Here is a 22,276-nt window from a genome sequence, read left to right on the forward strand (position 1 = left end):
GATGATGCCCCGCCCGCTCGACCGCCTGCTCAGACCGCAAACGATCGCCGTCTTCGGTGGCCGTGAGGCGCGCAGGGTGATCGAGCAGTGCGACCGCATGGGCTTTGCCGGCGAGATCTGGCCCGTCCATCCCAAGCTCGACGAGGTGCTCGGGCGGTCCTGCTACCGCTCCGTATCCGATCTGCCTTCGGCGCCGGACGCTGCCTTCGTCGGCGTCAACAGGACGCTGACCGTCGAGATCGTCCGTAGCCTTTCTGAGGCCGGTGCCGGCGGGGCGGTTTGTTATGCGTCGGGTTTCAGCGAGGCGACGACGGAACTCAGCGACGGCGCCGAGCTGCAGCAGGCCTTGCTCGACGCAGCCGGCGACATGCCGATCCTCGGGCCGAACTGCTACGGGCTGATCAACGGTCTCGATGGCGCGCTGCTCTGGCCCGATCAGCATGGCATGCAGCGTATCGAACGTGGCGTCGCGATCCTTACGCAGTCCTCCAATATCGCTATCAACCTGACCATGCAGACCCGCGGCGTGCCGATCGCCTATGTGGTCACCGCCGGCAACCAGGCGCAGACATCGCTTGCCGATGTCGCCTGCGCACTGATCGACGACCCGCGCGTCACGGCGGTCGGCCTTCATGTCGAAGGTTTCGGCGATCTCTCTGCACTCGAACGCCTGGCCGCCCTTGCCCGGCGGTCGAGGAAGCCCGTCGTCGTGCTGAAGGTCGGCAGATCCGAGCAGGCAAAACGCGCGGCGGTTTCGCATACCGCCTCACTCGCCGGCAGCGATGCCGTCGCAGACGCCGTGCTCGCCCGCCTCGGCCTTGGCCGTGTCCAGACCTTGCCGGCGCTGCTCGAAACCCTGAAACTGCTGCATGTCGCCGGACCGCTCGCAAGCCATTCGATCTCGTCGATGAGCTGTTCCGGTGGCGAAGCCTCGCTGATGGCGGATGCCGCCGTCGGTCGCAACGTGGAATTCCCCGCGCTGCAGCCACAACAATTGCCTCGTCTGCGGCGGGTCCTCGGCGAGATGGTGACGCTGTCCAATCCGCTCGATTACCACACCTTCGTCTGGGGTGATCTTGCACGCCAGACTGAAGCCTTCAGCGCCATGTTCGAGGCCGGCTATGCCCTCAATCTCGTCGTCCTCGACTTCCCCCGCGGCGACCGCTGCGATGCGTCCGAATGGGCGATGACGGCAGACGCGGTCATTGTGGCTGCCGCCGCAACCGGTGCGCTGGCCGGCCTTCTGGCAACCCTTCCGGAAAACATGCCGGAGCCTGTCGCCGATCGGCTGATGGCAAATGGCATCATTGCCTTCTGCGGTATCGAAGAAGCCATCACGGCAGTGGAAGTTGCCGCCGGCATCGGCCAGGCGTGGGATCGCCCGCCTCCCCTGCCGCTGCTCGATGTGTCCTCTATCAATGGCGAGATCGAGACGCTGACGGAGGCCGATGCGAAGGCTGAGCTTGCTGCCTTCGGCCTTCCGATTCCAAAGGGGCTGTTGGCGTCCTCTCCCGGTCAGGCGGCCGAGCAGGCTGAGCGGCTCGGCTTTCCAGTCGTGCTGAAAGCGCTCGGCATTGCGCACAAAACCGAGGCTGGGGCCGTCGTACTCAACCTGGAGGATATTGAAGCCGTGTCGAATGCGGCGGCGGCCATGCCGCCGAATGCCGGCTATCTCGTCGAGAAAATGATCGATCCGCCGGTCGCCGAGCTCATTGTCGGCGCCGTCCGCGACCCTGTCTTCGGATTGTCGCTTACGCTTGGAGCGGGCGGAATCTTCGTTGAATTGCTTGACGATTCCGTCATCCTGCCCCTTCCGGCGACGAAAACCGACATTCACGCGGCAATTTCGCGCCTCAAACTTACAAAATTGATCTATGGCTATCGAGGGCGGCCAAAAGGCGATCTCGAGGCCGCTGTCGGCGCTGTCTCAGCAACGGCAGATTATGTCGTAAAGAACGCGGCACGGCTGGAGGAACTGGACATTAATCCATTGATGGTTCTTCCCGAAGGGCGTGGCGTGGCCATGGTCGATGCTCTGATACGTCGGAGGAGTAGCACAGGTTGAGCGATCCCATTCGCACACGACAGGACGGCGGAGTGCTCGAAGTCGTCATCGACCGGCCGAAGGCGAATGCCATCGACCTTGCGACCAGCCGTGCCCTGGGGTTGATCTTCCGCGATTTCCGCGACGACCCGGCGCTGCGGGTCGCCATCGTGTCGGGCGCCGGCGAGAAGTTTTTCTGTGCCGGCTGGGACCTCAAGGCGGCGGCATCAGGCGATGCGGTCGACGGAGATTACGGCGTCGGCGGCTTCGGCGGACTGCAGGAACTGCGCGACCTCAACAAGCCAGTCATTTGTGCGGTCAACGGCATCTGTTGCGGCGGCGGTCTGGAGATCGCGCTGTCGACCGACCTGATCCTCGCCGCCGAGCATGCGACCTTCGCCCTGCCGGAAATCCGTTCCGGCACGGTTGCCGATGCGGCTTCCATCAAGTTGCCGAAACGCATTCCCTACCACATCGCCATGGACATGCTTTTCACTGGGCGCTGGCTCGACGTTCACGAGGCGCATCGCTGGGGCTTCGTCAACGAGGTTCTGCCGGCCGAGCGGCTGATGGACAGGGCCCGGGAGCTTGCCCGCCTGCTCGCAAGCGGGCCGCCGCTCGTCTATGCGGCCATCAAGGAAATCGTGCGCGAAGCGGAGGGTTCGACGTTCCAGACTGCCATGAACAAGATCACCAAGCGGCAGTTTGCGACGGTCGACAGGCTCTATTCGAGCGAGGACCAATTGGAAGGCGCACGGGCCTTCGCCGAGAAGCGAAGCCCCATTTGGAAAGGAAAATAACCAGGCGGCAGCAACCGCACTGTTTTCCCGCATGATGCGGGCACCGGAGGGGGAGAGGAAACCGCCTGCGGACCATGCCCGGAAGTTCTGTCAACGCACCACAAAGAAGGAACAGGGGAATGACCGACTACACGAAATATCTCACAAGCCGCGTCACCGCAGGCGGGCTCAGCCGCCGCGAATTCATGGGACGCGCCATGGCGGCAGGCATCACACTTGCCGCTGCCGACAAGCTCTTCACCGAAAGTGCGCAAGCCGCCGAACCGAAGCGCGGCGGCCATCTGAAGCTCGGCCTCGAAGGTGGCGCCGCCACCGATTCCAACGATCCGGCAAAATTCCTGTCGCAGGTGATGTTCTGCATCGGCCGCTGCTGGGGGGACATGCTGGTCGAATCCGATCCGCTGACGGGTGCTGCCGTGCCGGCGCTCGCCGAATCCTGGGAGCCGTCAAAGGACGCGGCGACCTGGACCTTCAAGATCCGCAAGGGCGTCAAGTTCCACAATGGCAAGGAACTGACGATCGACGACGTCGTTGCGACGCTGAAGCGTCATACCGATGCGAAGTCGGAATCCGGCGCGCTCGGTGTTCTCGGCTCGATCAAGGAGATCAAGGCCGACGGCAGCAATCTCGTCTTGACGCTCAGCGAAGGCAATGCCGACATGCCGCTGCTGCTGTCGGACTACCATCTGGTCATCCAGCCGAACGGCGGCGTCGACGATCCGCTGGCCTCGATCGGCACCGGCCCCTACAAGATGACGAGCTTCGAGCCCGGCGTCCGCGCCACCTTCGAAAAAAACAAGGACGACTGGCGCTCTGACCGAGGTTATGTCGATTCGATCGAAATCATCGGCATGAACGACGCTACCGCCCGTATCGCGGCACTATCGTCCGGCCAGGTGCACTACATCAACCGCGTCGATCCGAAGACCGTCAATCTGCTGAAACGCGCTCCGAACGTCGAGATCCTCTCGACCGCCGGCCGCGGCCACTACGTCTTCATCATGCATTGCGACAAGGCGCCGTTCGACAACAACGACCTGCGCCTGGCCCTCAAATACGCCATGGACCGCGAGACCATGGTGCAGAAGATCCTCGGCGGTTACGGCAAGGTCGGCAACGACTTCCCGATCAACAGCACTTATGCGCTGTTCCCCGAAGGCATCGAGCAGCGCACCTACGATCCCGACAAGGCGGCGTTCCACTACAAGAAGTCGGGCCATAGCGGCTCGGTCCTCCTGCGCACCTCCGAAGTGGCCTTCCCCGGCGCCGTCGACGCGGCCGTCCTCTATCAGGAAAGCTGCAAGAAGGCCGGCATCGAGATCGAGGTCAAGCGCGAACCGGGCGACGGCTACTGGACCAACGTCTGGAATGTCCAGCCCTTCTCGACCTCCTACTGGGGTGGCCGCCCGACGCAGGACCAGATGTATTCCACCGCCTATCTCTCGACGGCGGACTGGAACGACACCCGTTTCAAGCGTCCTGACTTCGACAAGCTGCTGCTGCAGGCCCGCTCCGAACTTGATGAAGCCAAACGCAAGGACATGTATCGCACCATGGCGATGACGGTCCGTGACGAGGGCGGGGTGATCCTGCCGATGTTCAACGATTTCGTGAACGCCTCCACCAAGCAGGTGAAGGGTTATGTCCATGACATCGGCAACGACATGTCGAACGGCTACGTCGCGACCCGCGTCTGGCTGGACGCTTGATGGCAAGGGGGCGTTTGCCCCTCCGATCTTCAACGAAGCCGGGACCGTGGGATGAACCCCGCGGTCCTCCCGACGTTTTAGCGCGAGGTCCTCGCCATGACCAATCCTGTCCCAAGCATATTGCCCGGCCTCGGGTTCCGGCAGCGTTTCCCGCTGCTTGCCCTGATCCTCGAGCGCTTCGTGCTCAGCCTCGTCCTGCTTTTTGCCGTTTCCGTCCTGATCTTCGGCGGCCTGGAAGCTTTGCCCGGCGATTTTGCCACCACCTATCTCGGCCAGTCGGCGACCCCGCAGGCCGTCGCCAATATTCGTCAGGATCTCGGGCTGAACCGCCCGATAACGACGCGCTACATCGAGTGGCTCGGCAACGCCGTCCAGGGTGACTTCGGCACTTCCTGGGCCAGCAAGAATTCGGTGAGCGAACAGATCGGCAAGCGCCTCGGCAATTCGCTGTTCCTGGCGGGTTTCGCAGCGGTGATATCGGTGCCGCTCGCCGTCGGTCTCGGCATGCTGTCGGTGCATTTCCGTAACCGCCTGCCTGACAAGATCATCAACGTGATCTCGCTTGCGGCGATCTCACTGCCGGAATTCTTTATCGGCTACCTGCTGATCCTGTTCTTCGCGGTGAAGCTCGGCATGGCGACCTTTCCAGCGACCGTCTATGACAGCATGGGTTTCGTCGAGCGGCTGAAGGCAATCGCGCTGCCGACGGCGACCCTCGTGCTCGTTGTGCTCGCGCACATGATGCGCATGACGCGGGCGGCGATCCTCTCCGTCATGTCGTCGGCCTATATGGAAACCGCCGAGCTGAAAGGCCTCAGCGCCTTCCGCTCGATCGTCAAGCATGCTGCCCCCAATGCGCTTGCGCCGATCATCAACGTCATCGCGCTGAACCTTGCCTATCTCGTCGTCGGCGTCGTCGTTGTCGAAGTGGTCTTCGTCTATCCCGGCATGGGACAATACATGGTCGATGCGGTCACCGTACGCGACATGCCCGTCGTGCAGGCTTGCGGCCTGATCTTCGCGGCCGTCTATATCTTCCTCAACATGACGGCCGATATCCTCGCCATTATCGCCAATCCCCGGCTGAGGCATCCGCGATGAGATTGAGAGACATCCCCATCACCGCCTGGATCGGCATGGTCGGTATCGCCGTCGCCTTCACCTTCGCAATCTTCGCCCCCTGGCTCGCCCCCTATGGCGAGACGCAGGTCGTCGGCGACGTCTGGCAGCTGCCCGATAGTCAATATATCTTCGGTCTCGACAATCTTGGTCGCGATATTTTCTCGCGCCTGATCTACGGCGCGCGCACGACGCTGACGGTCGCATCCGCCGCCACCATCATCTCCTTCTCGCTCGGCATTATCCTGAGCTTCACCGCCGCCGTCTCGCGCGGCCTCATCGACACCGTCCTGTCACGATTCAATGATCTGATGATGTCGATCCCGACGCTGATCTTCGCGCTCGTCGTTCTTGCGGTGCTGCCGCAAAACATCGTCGTGCTGATCCTTGTCATGGCGATCCTCGACTCTACTCGCGTCTATCGTCTCGGCCGTGCGGTGGCGCTTGATGTCGCCGTGATGGAATTCGTCGAGGCGGCGACGTTGCGCGGCGAAGGCAAGCTCTGGATCATCTTCCGCGAGATCCTGCCGAACACGCTGTCGCCACTGCTGGCAGAGTTCGGGCTGCGCTTCGCCTTCTCGATCCTGTTCCTCTCGACGCTCTCCTTCCTCGGCCTCGGCATTCAGCCGCCGGCGGCCGATTGGGGTGGCATGGTCAAGGACAACAAGGACGGCATCATCTTCGGCATTTCGGCAGCGCTGGTGCCCGGCACGGCGATTGCCGTGCTGGCTGTCTGCGTCAACCTCGTCGTCGATTGGCTCCTGAAACGCACATCCAGCCTCAAGGGAGGGCGCGGCGATGCCTGAGCTTCTTTCCGTTCGCAATCTGAAGATCGAAGCAACCAGCTATCCGCCGGGCGAACCGCCCAAGCGGGTCACGATCGTCGACGGCGTTTCCTTCGACCTCAAGAAGGGCAAGGTCCTCGGCCTCATCGGCGAATCGGGCGCCGGCAAGTCGACGATCGGCCTTTCGGCGCTTGCCTATGGACGGGGCGGCGCCGAAATCACCGGCGGTGAGGTGCGGCTCGACGGCGCCGATATCCTGGCGCTCGGCAAGAATGGCATCCGTAAAATTCGCGGCGCGCGGGTCTGCTATGTCGCGCAATCGGCCGCCGCCGCCTTCAATCCGGCGCATCGGCTCGGCGATCAGGTGATTGAAGCGTCTGTCAAACATGGTTTGATGAGCAAGGACAAGGCGCGTGAGCGAGCGCTTTATCTGTTCGGGGTTCTTGGCCTGCCCAGTCCCGAAACCTTCGGCGAGCGCTTTCCCCACCAGGTCTCCGGCGGCCAGCTGCAGCGGGCGATGACGGCGATGGCGCTCTGCTCCAAGCCCGATCTCATCGTTTTCGACGAGCCCACCACGGCGCTTGACGTCACCACGCAGATCGACGTGCTGGCGGCGATCAAGCATGCTATCGAGGAAACGCATACGGCCGCCCTTTACATCACCCATGACCTTGCCGTCGTCGCCCAGATCTCGGACGACATCATGGTCCTGCGTTATGGCAAGCAGGTCGAATATGGCAGCGTCCAGCAGATCATCGAGGCGCCGCGGGAGGACTATACGCGCGCCCTCGTCAATGTCAGGCAGGCCTATCGCGAGGAAGCCGCCGACCAGTCTGCAGCACTTCTCAAGGTCGACAATGTCAGTGCCGAATATTCCAACGGCTTCAAGGTGCTGCACGATGTCACGTTGCATGTGCCGAGGGGGCAGACGCTTGCGGTCGTCGGTGAATCCGGTTCGGGCAAATCGACGCTGGCGCGCGTCATTACCGGCCTGCTGCCGCCGAGCAGCGGCCGCATCGTCTTTAATGGCAAGCCACTGATGCCGGGTCTGAAGAGCCGGCCGAACGACGATCTGAGGCGCATCCAGCTGATCTACCAGATGGCCGATACGGCGATGAACCCGCGCCAGACGGTCCGCGACATCATCGGCCGCCCGCTAACCTTCTATTATGGCCTCAAAGGTGCCGAGAAGACCGCCCGGGTGAAGGAGTTGCTCGACCAGATCGAAATGGGCAAGGGCTTCGTCGATCGCTACCCGGCCGAACTATCCGGCGGCCAGAAGCAGCGTGTGGCGATCGCAAGGGCGCTTGCCGCCAAGCCCGAACTCATCCTCTGCGACGAGCCGACCTCGGCGCTCGATCCGCTGGTGGCGGAGGGGATCCTCAAGCTGCTTCTCCGCCTGCAGGAAGAAGAACAGCTCTCCTACGTCTTCATCACCCACGACATCGCGATCGTCCGGGCGATTGCCGACAGCGTGGCGGTGATGCATCGCGGCAAGCTGGTGCGGTTCGGTCCAAAATCGAAGGCGCTGTCGCCGCCCTTTGATGACTACACCGATCTGCTGTTGAAATCCGTGCCGGAAATGGAAATCGGCTGGCTGGAACGGGTGCTTGCCACGCGCCGCATGGAGAGCGCCGGTAACTGACTTGACGAGGGCCGAACCCTCGTCTCATGAAATGTGCAGCAAGGAATCAGCATGACCTCGCGCGGCTTCACCACCATCGAGAATGAATGGATTACGCTGAAGGATGGGACGCGGCTTGCCGCGCGCATTTGGATGCCGAATGACACGGAAAAAGATCCCGTTCCCGCCGTCTTCGAATTCCTGCCCTATCGCAAGCGGGATGGAACCAGCCTCAGGGATGAGTCGACCTACCCGGTCTTCGCGGCCGCAGGCATTGCCGGCGTGCGTGTCGATATCAGAGGTTCGGGCGAATCCGACGGCGTCATCGACGGCGAATATACCGAATGCGAGCTTGCCAATGCCTGCGAGCTGATCGCCTGGATTGCCGCGCAGCCATGGTCGAACGGCTCGGTCGGCATGATGGGCATCTCCTGGGGCGGCTTCAACAGCCTGCAGGTCGCAGCATTGCGCCCGCCGGCGCTGAAGGCTGTCATCTCAATCGCCTCGACCGTCGACCGCTACAATGACGACATCCACTACAAGAACGGCTGCCATCTCTCCGCCCAGCTCTCATGGGCGGCAACGATGCTCGGCTACCAGTCGCGCCCGCCTGATCCCGCGCTCGTCGGGGAGCGCTGGAAGCAGATGTGGCTGGAACGCCTGGCAGGTGAACCCTTCTTCATGGAGGAGTGGCTGGCCCATCAGCGGCGCGATGATTTCTGGCGTCACGGCTCGATCTCGGAGGATTTTTCGAGCGTGGAAATCCCGACGCTTGTCATCGCCGGCTGGGCTGACGGCTACCGCAATACGCCGCTAATGGCGGTCGAAGGCCTGGGCGACAAGGCGAAGGCGCTGATCGGCCCCTGGGTTCACAAATATCCGCATTTCGCCTGGCCGAAACCGCGCACCGATTTTCATGGCGAGGCAATTGCCTGGTGGAACAGATGGCTGCGGGGCGAGAACAATGGGATCGACAGGCTGCCGCAGGCCCGCGCCTATATTCTCGACGCCGTCCGCCCTGCCCCGCGACGCGACAGCGATCGGGGCTTCTGGGTCGCCAAGGACGTCTGGTCGACGCCGCAGATGCAGTGCTTCTACGTCGAGCAATTCGGCAAGCTGACGGAAGGCATGCCGATCCCGCACGCGCCCGAACATCCCGTCTATGTGAGATCTCCGCTCGATACCGGGACGGCATCAGGCGAGTATTTTACGCTGAAGCCCGACGCCGAAATGGCGATCGATCAGCGCTCGGACGATGCCGGCTCGCTGGTCTTCGATACGATGCCGCTTGCTGGCGATTACGACTATCTCGGCCGGCCCGTGCTGACGCTTGCGCTGCGCTCTCGGGCGGCGGGCGGAAATCTCTGCGCCCGGCTCATCGATATCCATCCGGATGGCACGGCAACACGTGTCGCCTTCGGCGTCGTCAATCTTACCCACCGCGACGGCAATGCCGATCCCAAGCCGCTGATGTCAGGCAAGACGGTGCCGGTCCGGCTCGTGCTCGATGCCTGCGGTTACCGCTTCCGCAAGGGGCATCGCATCCGCCTTTCGTTGTCCACCGCCTATTGGCCGATGATCCTACCGCCGCCTGATGACGACGGCATCGACATCGATATCGCGGCACTCGGCCTGGGGCTGCCGATGCTCGGCGAGCACCAGCGGATCGAAATCAGGGAACCGGCCAATCCCGATCCGCTGCCGAAATACATCGAGCATGCGGCCGCCGTAACGAAGCGGCAGGTCGTCCGCGATCTCTCGGCTGCCCGGACGGAGTATCACATCCACGAGGATACCGGGCTGACCGAACACCCTGAGACAGGTCTCTCGACCCGGCAATTGCGGAAGGAGGTCTGGTTGATCTCGCCCGATAATCCGCTGTCGATGAAGGGCACGTCGACCTGGACCTGCGATATGCGCCGCCCCGGCTGGTCCGTGCGGACGGTGGCGACCGCGCGGATTGCCTGCACCCGGACCGACTGGATCATCAGCGCTGTCGTCACCGCCTTCGAGGACGATGTTCAGGTCTTTGAAAAGGTCTTTGCGGAAAAGCGGATCGCGCGCGACCTGATGTGATCGTCAGGCCGCCGCAAAGCGCCTTGTGGCCTCGCAGACGGCGCGGAAGCCGTCGCGGGCGCCATCGCTCATGTGCCGGGCGCGCAGCCAGGCATGCACCATCTGCGGTTCCTCCCGGAACCAGACTTCGACGCCCTCCGCGGTGAGCCGGGCGGCATAGTGCCGGCCGTCGTCCCGGAGCGGATCGAAATGCGCAACCGTGATGAAGGTCGGCGGCAGCCCGGCAAGCGAAGCTGCCTGCAGCGGTTCGGCGATCTTATTGCCTGCCGGTGCTTGCAGGATCTCGCGGTAATAAGCGACATCCGCCGTTGTCAGACCCGGCGCCGCGGCCATTTCGACATAGGAGCCGGCAGTAAGATCCCCGCCGAGCGCCGGGTAGATCAGGACTTGTCCGACGACGCCGGACAGGTCCTCGTCGCGCGCGCGCAACGCAAGGCCCGCCGCCAGATTGCCGCCAGCACTGTCGCCGATCAGCACGACCTTGCTATTGGCGGAAAGCAGATGCTTCAACACGGCAAAGCCGTCATCCGTCTGCGCCGGCCAGCGATATTCAGGGGCCAGCCGGTAATCGACCGAAACGAGTTCCGCACCGGCAAAATCGGCAATCTCGGCGCAGATGGCGTGATGGCTCTCGAGCGAACCGACAACGAAGCCGCCGCCATGAAGATAGAGTAGAACGGACCGCGTGCTGATTTTCCGCGGACGGTAGCGCCGGATCGGTATGCGCTGGAGCATGCCGTCCGCAAAGATCATCTCCGGGGGCAGCGGGCGGTCAAAGCGCGCGCAAAGAGCGTCGTACCAATGTCGCTGCTGTTCGATCGATGCTTGAACGGCGTCTGGCGGATAGAAGGCATCGCAAATCGCCAGAAACTGCAGGATGCCCTTCTCGGTGGGGGCAGGCGGTTGAGCGGACATGGAGGTCCTTTCGCGATTTGGGACATAATAAAATTATGTCCTTGGCCGACTTTGTCCTCATCATGCGCCTTCGTTAGGCGGACGACCTGTCTGGCCGCGACCCATAAATGTCGTGACACTCAAAATTTCCGATAATTTTTCGCCATCGACCCAAGGAAAGCCATCCGAGAAACGTCTCAATCTCGAAATAGCGTCTTGCTTGGTAGCATGGGGTAGGTGCGGAATTTGGACGCGGAGCTCATAGAACGAGCGCACGGCGGCGACCGGGAGGCCTTTGGGCAACTGGTCTCGCGCCATTATGAATTCGTCCATGCGACGGCATGGCGTTGGTCGGGCAGTTCCACTGATGCCGACGACATCGCCCAGGAGGTCTGCGTCAAGCTCGGTGCGGCGATCCGCAGCTTTCGCGGCGCCAGCCGCTTCAGGACGTGGCTCTATACTCTGACGCTCAACGCCGCCCGCGACCATAGACGCAAACTTGCACGAGAGGAGCAGACATTCCGCGCCTACGCCGCCGAGCCGCAGCCCGATGCGCCTGATGGAAATGACGACGAGTTATCGAGCGAATTATGGGCCGCCGTGCGCGCCTTGCCGGAAAGGCAGTGCGACGCCGTGCTGCTCGTTTACGGCGAAGGTCTCAGCCATTCGGCTGCTGCCGATGTCATGGGCTGCTCGGAGGCGACCGTTTCCTGGCAGGTCCATGAGGCGCGTAAGAGGCTGAAGGCCGTGCTCGGCAAGGAAGAGGTATGACCGTGGACAAGGAACTCGAAAAGCTCTCCCGCGTGACGCCGCTGGCAGCGACCCCGGAGGCGCGCACGCGTGCGCTTGCTGCGGCGATGCAGGCCTTCGACACCGCGGAAAACGATGTAGCGGTGCCCCAAGGAAATGCGAAAGGCTGGCGTCAAAGCTCCATCATCAACTGGATATGGAGCCCTGCCATGAACAAGAAATTCCTCGCCGGTTCAGCCCTTGCGACGCTGCTGGTCATTCCCGCCGCCGGTTATCTCGCGATCGAGCTGACCCGCAACGGATTGCCGATCGTCGATCAGACAGAGATCGCCGGCAACGTTTCGAAAAGTGACGCGTCGAAGCAACCGGCTGCAACCACCGGTCAGAAGCCGGTCACGGTCGCGCCACAAGCACCGGCCGGGAACAACAGCCTGGCTGAGCAATCTGTCGCTGTCGCGCAAGCCCCGCGGGACAAGGAGGCATCGGCACTCGCGAAACCCGATTCGTCGCAGACATCCGAATTCGCTGCCAACGACGTCGCCACCCTCACGAACAAGCCGGAGGGTTCTGCAACGGCACTCGGGGCGGCCAAGCGCTCGGCGCCGGCCGCTCCCGGCATCGTCCCCCAGCAGCAGTTGGCCGAACCGATGGCCGCCATTGTCCCCTCGCCTGCGCCGCCTGCGGAGGGGCGTATGCAGATTCAGGTCGATCCGAATCGTGAGCGATTTGCTAATGCCGCGGCAAATCCGATCAAGACCGTCGCGAGGGATCCGGTCTCGACTTTCTCCGCCGATGTCGACAGCGCGTCCTATTCCTTCGTCCGCCGGTCGTTGACCGGCGGCGCGATGCCCGGTCCGCAATCGGTCCGCGTCGAGGAGATGATCAACTATTTCCCCTATGACTGGCCGGGCCCTGACAATGCCGACCAGCCTTTCAAGGCGACCGTGACTGTCATGCCGACGCCGTGGAACCACGACACGGAATTGATGCATGTGGCGATCAAGGGTTATGATATTGCGCCGGCAAGCACGCCGCAGGCCAATCTGGTCTTCCTGATCGACGTGTCGGGCTCGATGGACGAACCGGACAAACTGCCGTTGCTGAAGAGCGCCTTCCGGCTCATGATCAACAGGCTGAAACCCGACGATACCGTCTCGATCGTCACTTATGCCGGCAATGCCGGCACGGTTCTGGCGCCGACACGTGTGGCGGAGAAATCGAAGATCCTGTCGGCAATCGACGGACTGGAGCCCGGAGGCTCGACCGGCGGCGCCGAAGGCATCGAGGCAGCCTATGACCTTGCCAAGCAGGGCTTCGTCAAGGACGGCGTCAACCGGGTGATGCTGGCGACGGACGGCGACTTCAATGTCGGCCCGTCGAGCGACGAGGACTTGAAGCGCATCATCGAAGAGAGGCGCAAGGACGGCATCTTCCTCACCGTCCTCGGCTTCGGGCGGGGCAATCTCAACGATTCCCTGATGCAGACGCTGGCCCAGAACGGCAATGGCAGTGCTGCCTATATCGACACCTTGGCGGAGGCACAGAAGACGCTGGTCGAAGAGGCCGGATCGACGCTGTTTCCGATCGCCAGCGACGTCAAGTTCCAGGTCGAATTCAACCCGGAACGGATCGCCGAATACCGGCTGATCGGTTACGAGACGCGGGCGTTGAACCGCGAGGATTTCAACAATGACCGCGTCGATGCCGGCGATATCGGTTCCGGCCACAGCGTCACCGCGATTTACGAGATTACGCCCAAGGGAAGCCCGGCGGTGATGAATGACGATCTGCGCTATGGTGCCGCCGATAAGGCGCCGGCCGCGACCGCTGACAGCGCCCATCACGGCGAACTTGCCTACATCAAGATGCGCTACAAGCGGCCGGGTCAGGACAAGAGCGCCATCATCACCACGGCTGTCGACGACAACAACGCGGTCGTCACCGTCGATGCCGCGCCGCAGGATGTCCGTTTCTCGGTGGCCGTCGCAGCCTTCGGCCAGAAACTGAGCCATGTCGCGGCCGTCGACACCTATTCCTATCAGGCGATCGCCGATCTCGCGGCGGCATCGCGGGGGACTGACACCTTCGGCTACAGGTCGGATTTCCTCGGTCTCATCAGGCTGGCGGACGGCCTCAGTCAACGATGAGGCAAGAGGCACAAAACCGCACTCAGCAGAGGCCGTCCCAAAAGGGCGGCCTCTGCTGAGTGATCATCCCAGTCTCGACCCGTTGGCGGTGAGATAAACAGCGTAGAGAGACGTGCTCGCGGTGATAAAGAGACGGTTCAATTTCTCGCCGCCGAAAGTGACGTTGGAGACGCCCTCGGGAATATGGATCTTGCCGATCAAAGTGCCATCCGGATCATAGGCGTGCACACCGTCGCCGGCGCTCGTCCATATCCGGCTTTTCCGGTCGACGCGAAAACCATCGAACAGGCCTGAGGCACATTCTGCGAAAACGCCGAGATCGCTCAACCTTCCCTCATTCGAGACCGCGAGCTTTCTGATGTGGCGCGGACCGCCGGGCAGATGCGTTGCCCCGGTGTCGGCGACGTAGAGCAGCGTCTCATCTGGGGAGAAAGCCAGTCCATTCGGCTTGACGAAATCGGAGGTCACCTGATCGGTCGAGCCTGTTGCCGGATCATGCCGGTAGACGTGGCATCCGCCGATTTCCGCCTCGCCGTAGTCGCCCTCGTAGTCGTGGAGGATGCCGTAGCTCGGGTCGGTGAACCAGATGGTCCCATCGGACTTGACGGTGACGTCGTTTGGAGAGTTGAGCCGTTTACCTGCAATTTGATCGGCCAGAACGGTGATCCTGCCGTTAAAGTCCGTGCGCGTGACACGGCGCGTCAGATGCTCGCAGGTGATCAACCGGCCCTGATTGTCGACAGTATTGCCATTCGAATTGTTGCTGGGCGAGCGGAAGACCGATGTATGCCCGCTGGTATCGTCGTAGCGCATCATGCGGTTGTTGGGGATATCCGAAAAAACCAGATACCGCCCGGCGGCAAACCAGGCCGGTCCCTCCAGCCAGCGGCCGCCCGTCCAAAGCCGCTCGACGCGGGCGTGACCGACGAAGCAGCTTTCAAAACGCGGGTCGAGAACCTCAAACCCCGTACCGTCAATTTGCCCGAACATGATGCTCCTCCGTTTTCCTCAAATTGTTATCGATATCATCTTGTCGCGTTGTGAGGGCTTCGTACAGATGCCGATATGCCGCCGTTTGCGAAAATACCCCAGGAATCCCGGTTCTTGAACTTTGGAATGGTGCATTCCTGCAATAATATCGATTGTACGATGATAGCGATAACTTTATCGTGTCTTAGGCTACCTGACTCGGAAGCTTGTTTGAAAGCGGAGACCAGTGAAAAACGAGGATGAGCCGAAAGACAAGCGTCTCAAGCCGGGAGACGCGCAAAAGCTGACGATGGCGGAGGTCGCCAAATATGTCGGCGTCTCTGCCATGACCGTTTCACGTGCCTTTCGCCAGGATGCGAGCGTTTCCGAGGAAACCCGGAAGCGCATCATGGAAGCCGTCGACGCCCTCGGCTATGTGCTCGATCTGTCTGCCGGCAGCCTTTCGTCAAGGCGGAGCGGCTTCATCGCCGCCCTGGTGCCCTCGATCAATAATTCGAATTTCTCCGACACCGCACGCGGCATGACCGATGCGCTGCAGAATACCGGCCTTCAACTCCTTCTCGGCTATACCGACTATTCGGCGGAGAAAGAGGAAGAGCTGATCGAGGCGATGCTGCGCCGCCGCCCCGAAGGCATCATCCTGACCGGTGGTTCGCACACGGCGCGCGCGCGGCGGATGCTCGTAAAAGCCGGCATTCCCGTTGTCGAGACCTGGGAACTTCCGGAAGATCCGATCAATCAGGTCGTCGGCTTTTCCAACAGTGAGGCGATGTCCCTGCTGGTGCGGACACTTGCCGGTCAAGGGTATCGGAAATTCGGTTATATCGGTGGAACGACGGCGCGCGATACGCGCGGCAGCCAGCGACGAAGCGGTTTCCAGAAGACTGTCGAAGAATTGGGCCTCGGACCGGGACGGATGATTTCCTTCGGCGTGCCGCCCATCACCATGGAACAGGGTGGCCAGGCAATCGTCAGCCTGCTGGAGCGCTGGCCGGACACGGAAGTGGTTCTCTGCGTTTCCGACCTTTCCGCTTTCGGCGCCATCATGGAATGCACGCGCCGGGGAATGAAGGTTCCGCGGGACATCGCCGTTGCCGGTTTCGGCGATTACGAGATCTCGTCCATCTGTCATCCGCGCATTACCACCATCAATGTGGATTGTTATGGCATCGGTCGCCAGGCCGCCGCCCGCCTGCTGGATACCCTCCATACAGGCGAGGCGACCGGCGATGAGATCACATTGACGGGCTACAAGGTCGTCTTGCGCGAAAGCACGGACCGCAACGGCGCGCCAACCGCTTGAGATCACAGCGCCGCGCGTCTTTTCAGATGCGCGGCGCTGTAGCACTTTGAATGGCTGCAGGGATGATGCCTCGGTCAGAAGGCGATCTGCACTTTCATGGACTTGCTGCGGTCGCCTGCCAATTCGAAGGCGGCAACGGCTTCTTCGATCCCGAAAACACCTGTCAGCAGCGGCTTCAGATCGACGCGACGCGCGTTGATCAGTTCGACGGCGAGCGCAAATTCTTCGTGAAAACGGAATGTCCCGCGCATCTCGATTTCCTTCGCCACGATCATGTTCTGCGGAATGGAAACATCGCCGCCAAGGCCGAGCTGCACGAGAATGGCGCGGGGCTTAAGCGTCTCCAGGCCCGCCCGCACCGCCCGCTCATTGCCTGACGCTTCGAATATGACATCGAAGTATCCCTTGTCGGCGCTGTAAGCCGCAAGGTCGGAAGCATGGGTGGCAACGTTGATCGTTCTATCGGCGCCGCTGGTGCGGGCAATGGCCAGGACGCTATCCGTCACGTCAGTCGCGACGATTTCGCGGGCGCCGAGGACGCGCGCCGCAACGATCGCCAACATCCCGATGGGGCCGCAACCGGTGACGAGCACCCGTTTGCCGAGCAGCGACCCGGCGCGGTTTGCCGCATGCAGTGTCACCGCAAAGGGTTCGGCAAAGGCGGCCTCGTGAATGGAAATGCCGTCCGCGACCTTATGGCACTGCCAATGCTCCGCCACCAGCCGCTGGCGAAAGCCGCCCTGAATATGCGGCATCGGCATGGCGCTGCCGTAAAACCGCATGTTGAGGCAGTGGTTTTGCTGTCCTTTCAGGCAATATTGGCAATGGTTGCACGGCCGGCTCGGGGAAACAGCAACACGGTCTCCGACGGCAAGATCGGCGACGCCGGAACCCAGCGCCTTGACCGTGCCGGCGATCTCATGGCCGAGGATCATCGGTTCGCGCAGGCGAACGGTGCCGAAACCGCCGTGATTGTAATAATGCAGGTCCGAACCGCAAATGCCGCCGGCTTCGATGGCAATCTCCACCTGCCCGGCGCCCGCAACCTCCGGCTCGCGATCTTCGATCCTCAGATCCTTGGCGGCATGAATGACGATGGCTTTCATATCGGGACCCTCACACGACGGGAGTTGGAAGCGGGCGACCTGCAAAATGCGCAGCGAGATTGTCTCTGACCAATTGGCCCATGGCCTTTCGGGTCTCGACAGTGCCAGAGCCGTGATGGGGCTGCAACACGACGTTTTGCAACGTCAGGAAACGGGCATCGATCTTGGGTTCGTTCAGGAAGACATCAAGGCCGGCCGCCTGGATGGTGCGGTCTCGAAGGGCTGCGATCAGCGCTTCTTCGTCGACGGTGGTCCCGCGGGAGACGTTGATCAAGATGCCATTCGGGCCGAGCGCCTTAAGCACCTCAGCATTGATGATCTTCATGGTCGCCTCCCCGCCGGGGACGATGACGATCAGAAAGTCGGCCCAATCCGCAAGCGCGATCAGGTCGGGCTCGTAGGTGTAGGCAACATCCGTGTGGTCATTGCGAGCGAAATAGGAGATGTCGCAGCCGAACGCGGCAGCCCTCTTGGCGATTGCCTTGCCGATCCGGCCCATGCCGACGATCCCCACCTTCTTGCCCGAGACGCGCGTCACAAGCGGCATGGCGACACTGCCCCACTGGCCGGAGCGCACAAGAACATCGGCCTGCGGAATCTGCCTTGCCGTGGCAAGCAGCAGTCCGATGGCGATATCGGCGACATCTTCGGTGAGCACATCGGGGGTATTCGTGACGCGAATGCCGTTGGCGCGGGCATAGGACAAGTCGATTGCGTCGGTGCCGACGCCGTAACAGGAGACGATTTCCAGTTTCGGCAATTGCGCCATCAGCTCTGCGGACGCTCCGAGTTCGCCACGGGTCGCTATGGCGCGGATATCCTTGCCGACCCTGGAGATCAGCTCCTGCCGGTCTGTCGCTTCCCATAGGCGATGGATTCGGTAGGTCGCCTCCAGATCCACCATGTCCCATTCCGGATAGGCTCCGGCCATCAAGATTTCTATCTCAGGCATTCCGTTTCCATCCCGCATTTTGACAGTTGATTATGTTATCGATAACATATAATTCGGAAAAGGGATGTCAAGTGAGTTTCACCGTCAGCGGCAGCGCAAGCCGTTGCCCGCGGAGAGACCGGAGGAGTGATTTGCATGAAGAACTTGTTTGATCTTACCGGACGGCGCGCCCTGATCACCGGCTCGAGCCAGGGGATCGGCTATGCCCTGGCCGAAGGCCTGGCGCAGCATGGCGCCGAGGTGATCATCAATGGCCGCACGCCCGAAAGCGTCAAACGCGCGGTCGAGAGCCTCAAGGATCAAGGCCTGTCTGCCCATGCGGCGATCTTCGACGTGACCAGCAAAGATGCCGCTAAAGAAGGCATCGACGCGATCGAAGCTGATATCGGACCGCTCGACATCCTGATCAACAATGCCGGCATGCAGTTTCGCACGCCGCTGGAAGATTTTCCGGCGGACAAATGGGAGCTGCTGCTGACCACCAATATTTCGAGCGTGTTCTACGTCGGCCAGGCAGCGGCCAAACCCATGATCGCCCGCGGACAGGGCAAGATCATCAACATCGCCTCCGTGCAAAGCGAGCTCGCCCGTCCCGGCATTGCTCCCTACACGGCGACCAAGGGCGCGGTGCGCAATCTGACCCGCGGCATGTGCGCCGACTGGGCCAAGTACGGCCTGCAGATCAACGCGATTGCGCCGGGCTATTTCAAGACGCCGCTCAACCAGGCGCTTGTCGACAATCCCGAGTTCTCGTCCTGGCTCGAGAAGCGGACGCCGGCCGGACGCTGGGGCAATGTCGAGGAATTGGTGGGCGCCGCCGTTTTCCTGTCGGGCCGCGGCTCGTCGTTTATCAACGGGCACACGCTTTATGTCGATGGCGGCATCACGACCAGCCTCTGATAGAGACGAGACCATGGGCTTCGAGCAAAAGGCATCGCCTCTGGCCATTGTCGTCATGGGCGTCAGCGGCTGCGGCAAATCCTCGGTTGGAGAGCATATCGCCGCTCGAAACGGCATGCTGTTTCTGGAGGGCGACCAACTCCACCCCGCAGGAAATGTCGAGAAGATGGCACAGGGCATACCGCTTACTGACGACGACCGCCTGCCCTGGCTCGACCGGATTGGTCAGGAAATAAGGGCCGCGCAAGAAACGTCGCAAGGATTGGTGATTTCCTGTTCGGCGCTGAAGAGAAGCTATCGCGACAGGCTAAGACAGGCAGCGGGCGGGCGCCTGGCCTTTGTTTTCCTTGAAGCATCCCGCGACCTGTTGCTGTCGCGGATGCAGGCTCGCCAGGGCCATTTCATGCCGGCGTCGCTGCTCGACAGCCAGCTGCAAACACTGGAGCCGCCGACCGGTGAAGCTGGTGTGGTGACGGTGGCGATCGATAATGCGTTGGATGATATTGTGGCGCTGGCTTGCCAGGAACTGAGCGGCATGGCCGTCAAGGGAGGAGATTAACATGCAGGATGACTACAGAGCAGATGTCGCCGTCATCGGTGCCGGCATCATGGGAACGGCGATCGTCACGCGATTGATCGAAACCGGGCATAAGGTATCGGTCTTCGACCTGGATACCGAAAAAGTTGCGGCTTTGGAGGCCAAGGGCGCGCGCGCGGCCGGCTCCGTGGAGGAAGCGGTCTCACGGTCGGCGTTTTGTGTGCTGAGCCTCAATCACGCAAATATCGTCCGCGCTGTCGTCTTCGGCGACAAAGGTGTTGCCGCGGCTGCAAATGCCGACAAGGTGCTGATCGACATGTCGTCGATCGACCCGGCCGACACGGCCGACATGGCGATACGGCTGCGTCGGGAAACCGGCATGGCATGGGTGGATTGCCCGCTCTCCGGTGGCGTGCCAGGTGCGCTCAGCGGACGCCTGACGATCATGGCGGGCGGCAGCGCTGGGGATTTCGAACGGGCGCGCGTGGTGATGCGGCATCTTGCCGCCAATTACACGCTGATGGGTGCATCCGGCGCGGGGCAGACGACGAAGCTGATCAATCAGCTGTTTTGCGCCGTGCTGTTTCAGGCCGTCGCGGAGGCGGTCAAGCTCGCCGAAGCCGGCGGCGTCGATCCGGCCGCCATTCCGGCTGCCCTTGCCGGCGGCAGGGCTGATAACCGGATAATGCAGGAATTCATGGCAAAATTCGCTACCCGGGATTTCTCGCCGACAGGCAGAATCGACAACATGTTGAAGGACCTGGATTCGCTTCAGGCCTTCGCGCTGAAGACTAAGACGCCATTGCCGATGACCGGCTCCGTGGTCGAGATTCACCGCCTGCTCTGCGCCGCCGGCCTCGGGCCGAAGGACTCTGCCGAGATGATGCATCTTCTCGACGGATTTCAGGCCGGCTGACATTAATCTCGCCGAGAAATTCGAGATCGTCATCTTTCCACTTGACCATCCACAAATGTTATCGATAACATACGATCAATAACAACCGCAGCTTTGGGAGGAGCCACAGTGGAAGCCAAGAGACTGCTGGAGTTCCAGTCGATCACCAAGAGCTTCGGCGGCACGCAGGCGCTGCGGGACGTCTCGATCGATCTGCGCGAGGGGGAAATTCTGGCGCTGCTGGGGGAAAACGGCGCCGGCAAATCGACGCTCATCAAGACGCTTGCGGGCATCTACAAGCCCGATACCGGCGACATCCTGTTTCGCGGCCAGAGCTACCATCATCGTCCCCCGAAGCCGAACGAGCGGCAGCCGGTTGCCTTCATCCACCAGGATCTCGGTTTGATCGAGTGGATGACGGTCGGCGAGAACATGGGCCTGTCGCAGGGCTTCTCGATGCATCGCGGCCTCATCGATTGGAACAGGACGCAGGCGCGCGCCAACGAAGCCTTGAAACTGGTCGGTTGCGACTTTGACCCCACGACGCGGGTGTCGGCATTGTCGCGCACCGAAAAGTCGCTTGTCGCCATCGCCCGTGCACTTGCCGTCGAAGCCGACGTGCTGGTGCTCGACGAGCCGACGGCGAGCCTTCCCGCCGATGAAGTCGATCGGCTGTTCAATGCAATCCGTCCGTTGAAGGATCGCGGCGTCGGGATGATCTACGTCTCCCACAGGCTGGACGAGATTTTCCGGATTGCTGATCGGGTCGCCGTTCTGCGCGACGGATGCATGGTGGGACAGAAACCCGTCAGCGAGACCACCCCCGATGAGCTGGTGACGATGATTATCGGTCGCAGCGGCGACAGCCTCTTTTCCAAGACGGCGATTACGCCCGGCAAGGCGATCGTCAAGGTTCGTGATCTCGTTTGCGCCGGCACGAGCCCGATATCGTTCCATATCCGCGAGGGCGAGCTTCTGGGCCTGGCTGGATTGCGCGGCGCCGGTCAGGAACGGATCGGCCGCGCGCTGTTCGGTTGCGAGCCCTTCCACGGCTCGGTTCTGCTGCATGACGAGGCCCCCGACCTTTCCAGCCCGCGGCGGGCCATGGCGTCGGGCATCGGATTGATCGCCCGTGACCGGACGGAGGAATCCGTGGCGCTGTCGCTGTCCATTCGGGAAAATACCTACCTCAATCCGGGAGCCGTCGGACGTGGGCTTTTGTCCTTCCTGTCGCCGCGCGGCGAAGCCGATCTTGCCCATAAGATCGGTCATTCCGTCGGCCTGCGGCCAAACGACCCGGATCTGCCGGTGGAGGCCTTGTCGGGCGGCAATCAGCAGAAAGTCGTCGTCGGCCGCTGGCTGGCGACCGGCCGCAAGCTGCTGGTCGCAGAAGATCCGACCGCCGGCGTCGATATCGGAGCGCGTGCGGAGATCTACCGTCTGATCACCCAGGCGCTCGAGGCCGGTCTCGCGGTTGTGGTGGTGTCGACGGACTTCGAGGAAATCGCCCATATCTGCCACCGCGCGCTGGTTTTCTCGCGCGGCAAAATCGTCAGCGAACTGACTGGAAGCGCTCTGACGACGGAGGCGGTCATCACGGCCGCATCCGCATCGGAAGCCGCTTGAGCCATCGGGAGAACAGCC

The 22,276-nt window shown here is 62.0% G+C and carries 18 protein-coding genes; 14 read left to right on the forward strand and 4 right to left on the reverse strand.

All coding sequences use genetic code 11. The features are described 5' to 3' along the window. Position 1 precedes the first annotated feature (1 nt). From N2A41_RS32485 to N2A41_RS32515, 7 genes are all read left to right on the forward strand, one after another. Positions 2-2,065 (forward strand): acetate--CoA ligase family protein, encoded by a 2,064-nt coding sequence (locus tag N2A41_RS32485; RefSeq protein WP_260112013.1) that lies wholly within the window; start codon positions 2-4, stop codon positions 2,063-2,065. Next, a complete protein-coding gene (locus tag N2A41_RS32490) occupies positions 2,062-2,844 on the forward strand; it encodes a carnitinyl-CoA dehydratase (RefSeq protein WP_222384850.1) in 783 nt (260 codons plus the stop codon). Before N2A41_RS32485 ends, N2A41_RS32490 begins: the two co-directional genes overlap by 4 nt. Positions 2,845-2,963: 119 nt before the next feature. After that, complete coding sequence (locus tag N2A41_RS32495) at positions 2,964-4,553, forward strand: ABC transporter substrate-binding protein (RefSeq protein WP_222384851.1); 1,590 nt, start codon at positions 2,964-2,966, stop codon at positions 4,551-4,553. 96 nt (positions 4,554-4,649) lie between these two features. Further along, complete coding sequence (locus tag N2A41_RS32500; RefSeq protein ID WP_260112014.1) at positions 4,650-5,654, forward strand: ABC transporter permease; 1,005 nt, start codon at positions 4,650-4,652, stop codon at positions 5,652-5,654. Then, positions 5,651-6,478, forward strand: coding sequence for an ABC transporter permease (locus N2A41_RS32505; protein ID WP_260112015.1), 828 nt, complete (start codon positions 5,651-5,653; stop codon positions 6,476-6,478). Before N2A41_RS32500 ends, N2A41_RS32505 begins: the two co-directional genes overlap by 4 nt. Then, the gene (locus tag N2A41_RS32510) at positions 6,471-8,102 is read left to right on the forward strand and encodes an ABC transporter ATP-binding protein (protein WP_260112016.1); all 1,632 of its coding nucleotides are present in this window, start codon (positions 6,471-6,473) and stop codon (positions 8,100-8,102) included. The genes N2A41_RS32505 and N2A41_RS32510 overlap by 8 nt, the downstream gene beginning before the upstream one ends. Before the next feature lie 51 nt (positions 8,103-8,153). Further along, complete coding sequence (locus N2A41_RS32515; RefSeq protein ID WP_260112017.1) at positions 8,154-10,157, forward strand: CocE/NonD family hydrolase; 2,004 nt, start codon at positions 8,154-8,156, stop codon at positions 10,155-10,157. Between the two features lie 3 nt (positions 10,158-10,160). Here N2A41_RS32515 and N2A41_RS32520 read toward each other — a convergent pair whose 3' ends face one another. Then, the gene (locus N2A41_RS32520; RefSeq protein WP_260112018.1) at positions 10,161-11,072 is read right to left on the reverse strand and encodes an alpha/beta hydrolase; all 912 of its coding nucleotides are present in this window, start codon (positions 11,070-11,072) and stop codon (positions 10,161-10,163) included. A gap of 225 nt (positions 11,073-11,297) precedes the next feature. On the opposite strand from N2A41_RS32520, the gene N2A41_RS32525 reads away from it, so the two are divergent. Together N2A41_RS32525 and N2A41_RS32530 are read left to right on the forward strand one after the other, a co-directional pair. Beyond that, entirely contained in the window at positions 11,298-11,822 is a 525-nt protein-coding gene (locus N2A41_RS32525; RefSeq protein WP_162117590.1) for an RNA polymerase sigma factor, read from the forward strand. Further along, positions 11,819-13,948, forward strand: coding sequence for a vWA domain-containing protein (locus N2A41_RS32530; protein ID WP_260112019.1), 2,130 nt, complete (start codon positions 11,819-11,821; stop codon positions 13,946-13,948). The genes N2A41_RS32525 and N2A41_RS32530 overlap by 4 nt, the downstream gene beginning before the upstream one ends. A 63-nt stretch (positions 13,949-14,011) precedes the next feature. Here N2A41_RS32530 and N2A41_RS32535 read toward each other — a convergent pair whose 3' ends face one another. Continuing rightward, positions 14,012-14,938, reverse strand: a complete 927-nt coding sequence (locus N2A41_RS32535) for an SMP-30/gluconolactonase/LRE family protein (RefSeq protein ID WP_260112020.1) — start codon at positions 14,936-14,938, stop codon at positions 14,012-14,014. 226 nt (positions 14,939-15,164) lie between these two features. Here N2A41_RS32535 and N2A41_RS32540 point away from each other — a divergent pair, with 226 nt between their 5' ends. Further along, positions 15,165-16,241, forward strand: a complete 1,077-nt coding sequence (locus N2A41_RS32540) for a LacI family DNA-binding transcriptional regulator (protein WP_018070702.1) — start codon at positions 15,165-15,167, stop codon at positions 16,239-16,241. A gap of 74 nt (positions 16,242-16,315) precedes the next feature. Here the strand turns inward: N2A41_RS32540 and N2A41_RS32545 are convergent, their stop codons facing one another. Further along, positions 16,316-17,347 carry an L-idonate 5-dehydrogenase gene (locus tag N2A41_RS32545; RefSeq protein ID WP_260112021.1) on the reverse strand — a complete coding sequence of 344 codons (1,032 nt, stop codon included), beginning with the start codon at positions 17,345-17,347 and terminating at the stop codon, positions 16,316-16,318. Positions 17,348-17,357: 10 nt separating this feature from the next. Continuing rightward, positions 17,358-18,299 carry a 2-hydroxyacid dehydrogenase gene (locus N2A41_RS32550; RefSeq protein ID WP_260112022.1) on the reverse strand — a complete coding sequence of 314 codons (942 nt, stop codon included), beginning with the start codon at positions 18,297-18,299 and terminating at the stop codon, positions 17,358-17,360. 135 nt (positions 18,300-18,434) lie between these two features. Here N2A41_RS32550 and N2A41_RS32555 point away from each other — a divergent pair, with 135 nt between their 5' ends. From N2A41_RS32555 to N2A41_RS32570, 4 genes are all read left to right on the forward strand, one after another. Beyond that, positions 18,435-19,199, forward strand: coding sequence for an SDR family oxidoreductase (locus N2A41_RS32555; RefSeq protein ID WP_017968674.1), 765 nt, complete (start codon positions 18,435-18,437; stop codon positions 19,197-19,199). Between the two features lie 13 nt (positions 19,200-19,212). Further along, a complete protein-coding gene (locus N2A41_RS32560; RefSeq protein ID WP_260112023.1) occupies positions 19,213-19,758 on the forward strand; it encodes a gluconokinase in 546 nt (181 codons plus the stop codon). 1 nt (position 19,759) lies between these two features. Further along, on the forward strand, positions 19,760-20,653 hold the full coding sequence (locus tag N2A41_RS32565) for an NAD(P)-dependent oxidoreductase (protein ID WP_260112024.1): 894 nt from the start codon (positions 19,760-19,762) through the stop codon (positions 20,651-20,653). Between the two features lie 108 nt (positions 20,654-20,761). Beyond that, entirely contained in the window at positions 20,762-22,258 is a 1,497-nt protein-coding gene (locus N2A41_RS32570) for a sugar ABC transporter ATP-binding protein (protein WP_260112025.1), read from the forward strand. Positions 22,259-22,276: the final 18 nt, after the last annotated feature.

The organism is Rhizobium sp. SRDI969, from assembly GCF_025152725.1.
In the GTDB taxonomy this organism is placed as follows: domain Bacteria; phylum Pseudomonadota; class Alphaproteobacteria; order Rhizobiales; family Rhizobiaceae; genus Rhizobium; species Rhizobium leguminosarum_I.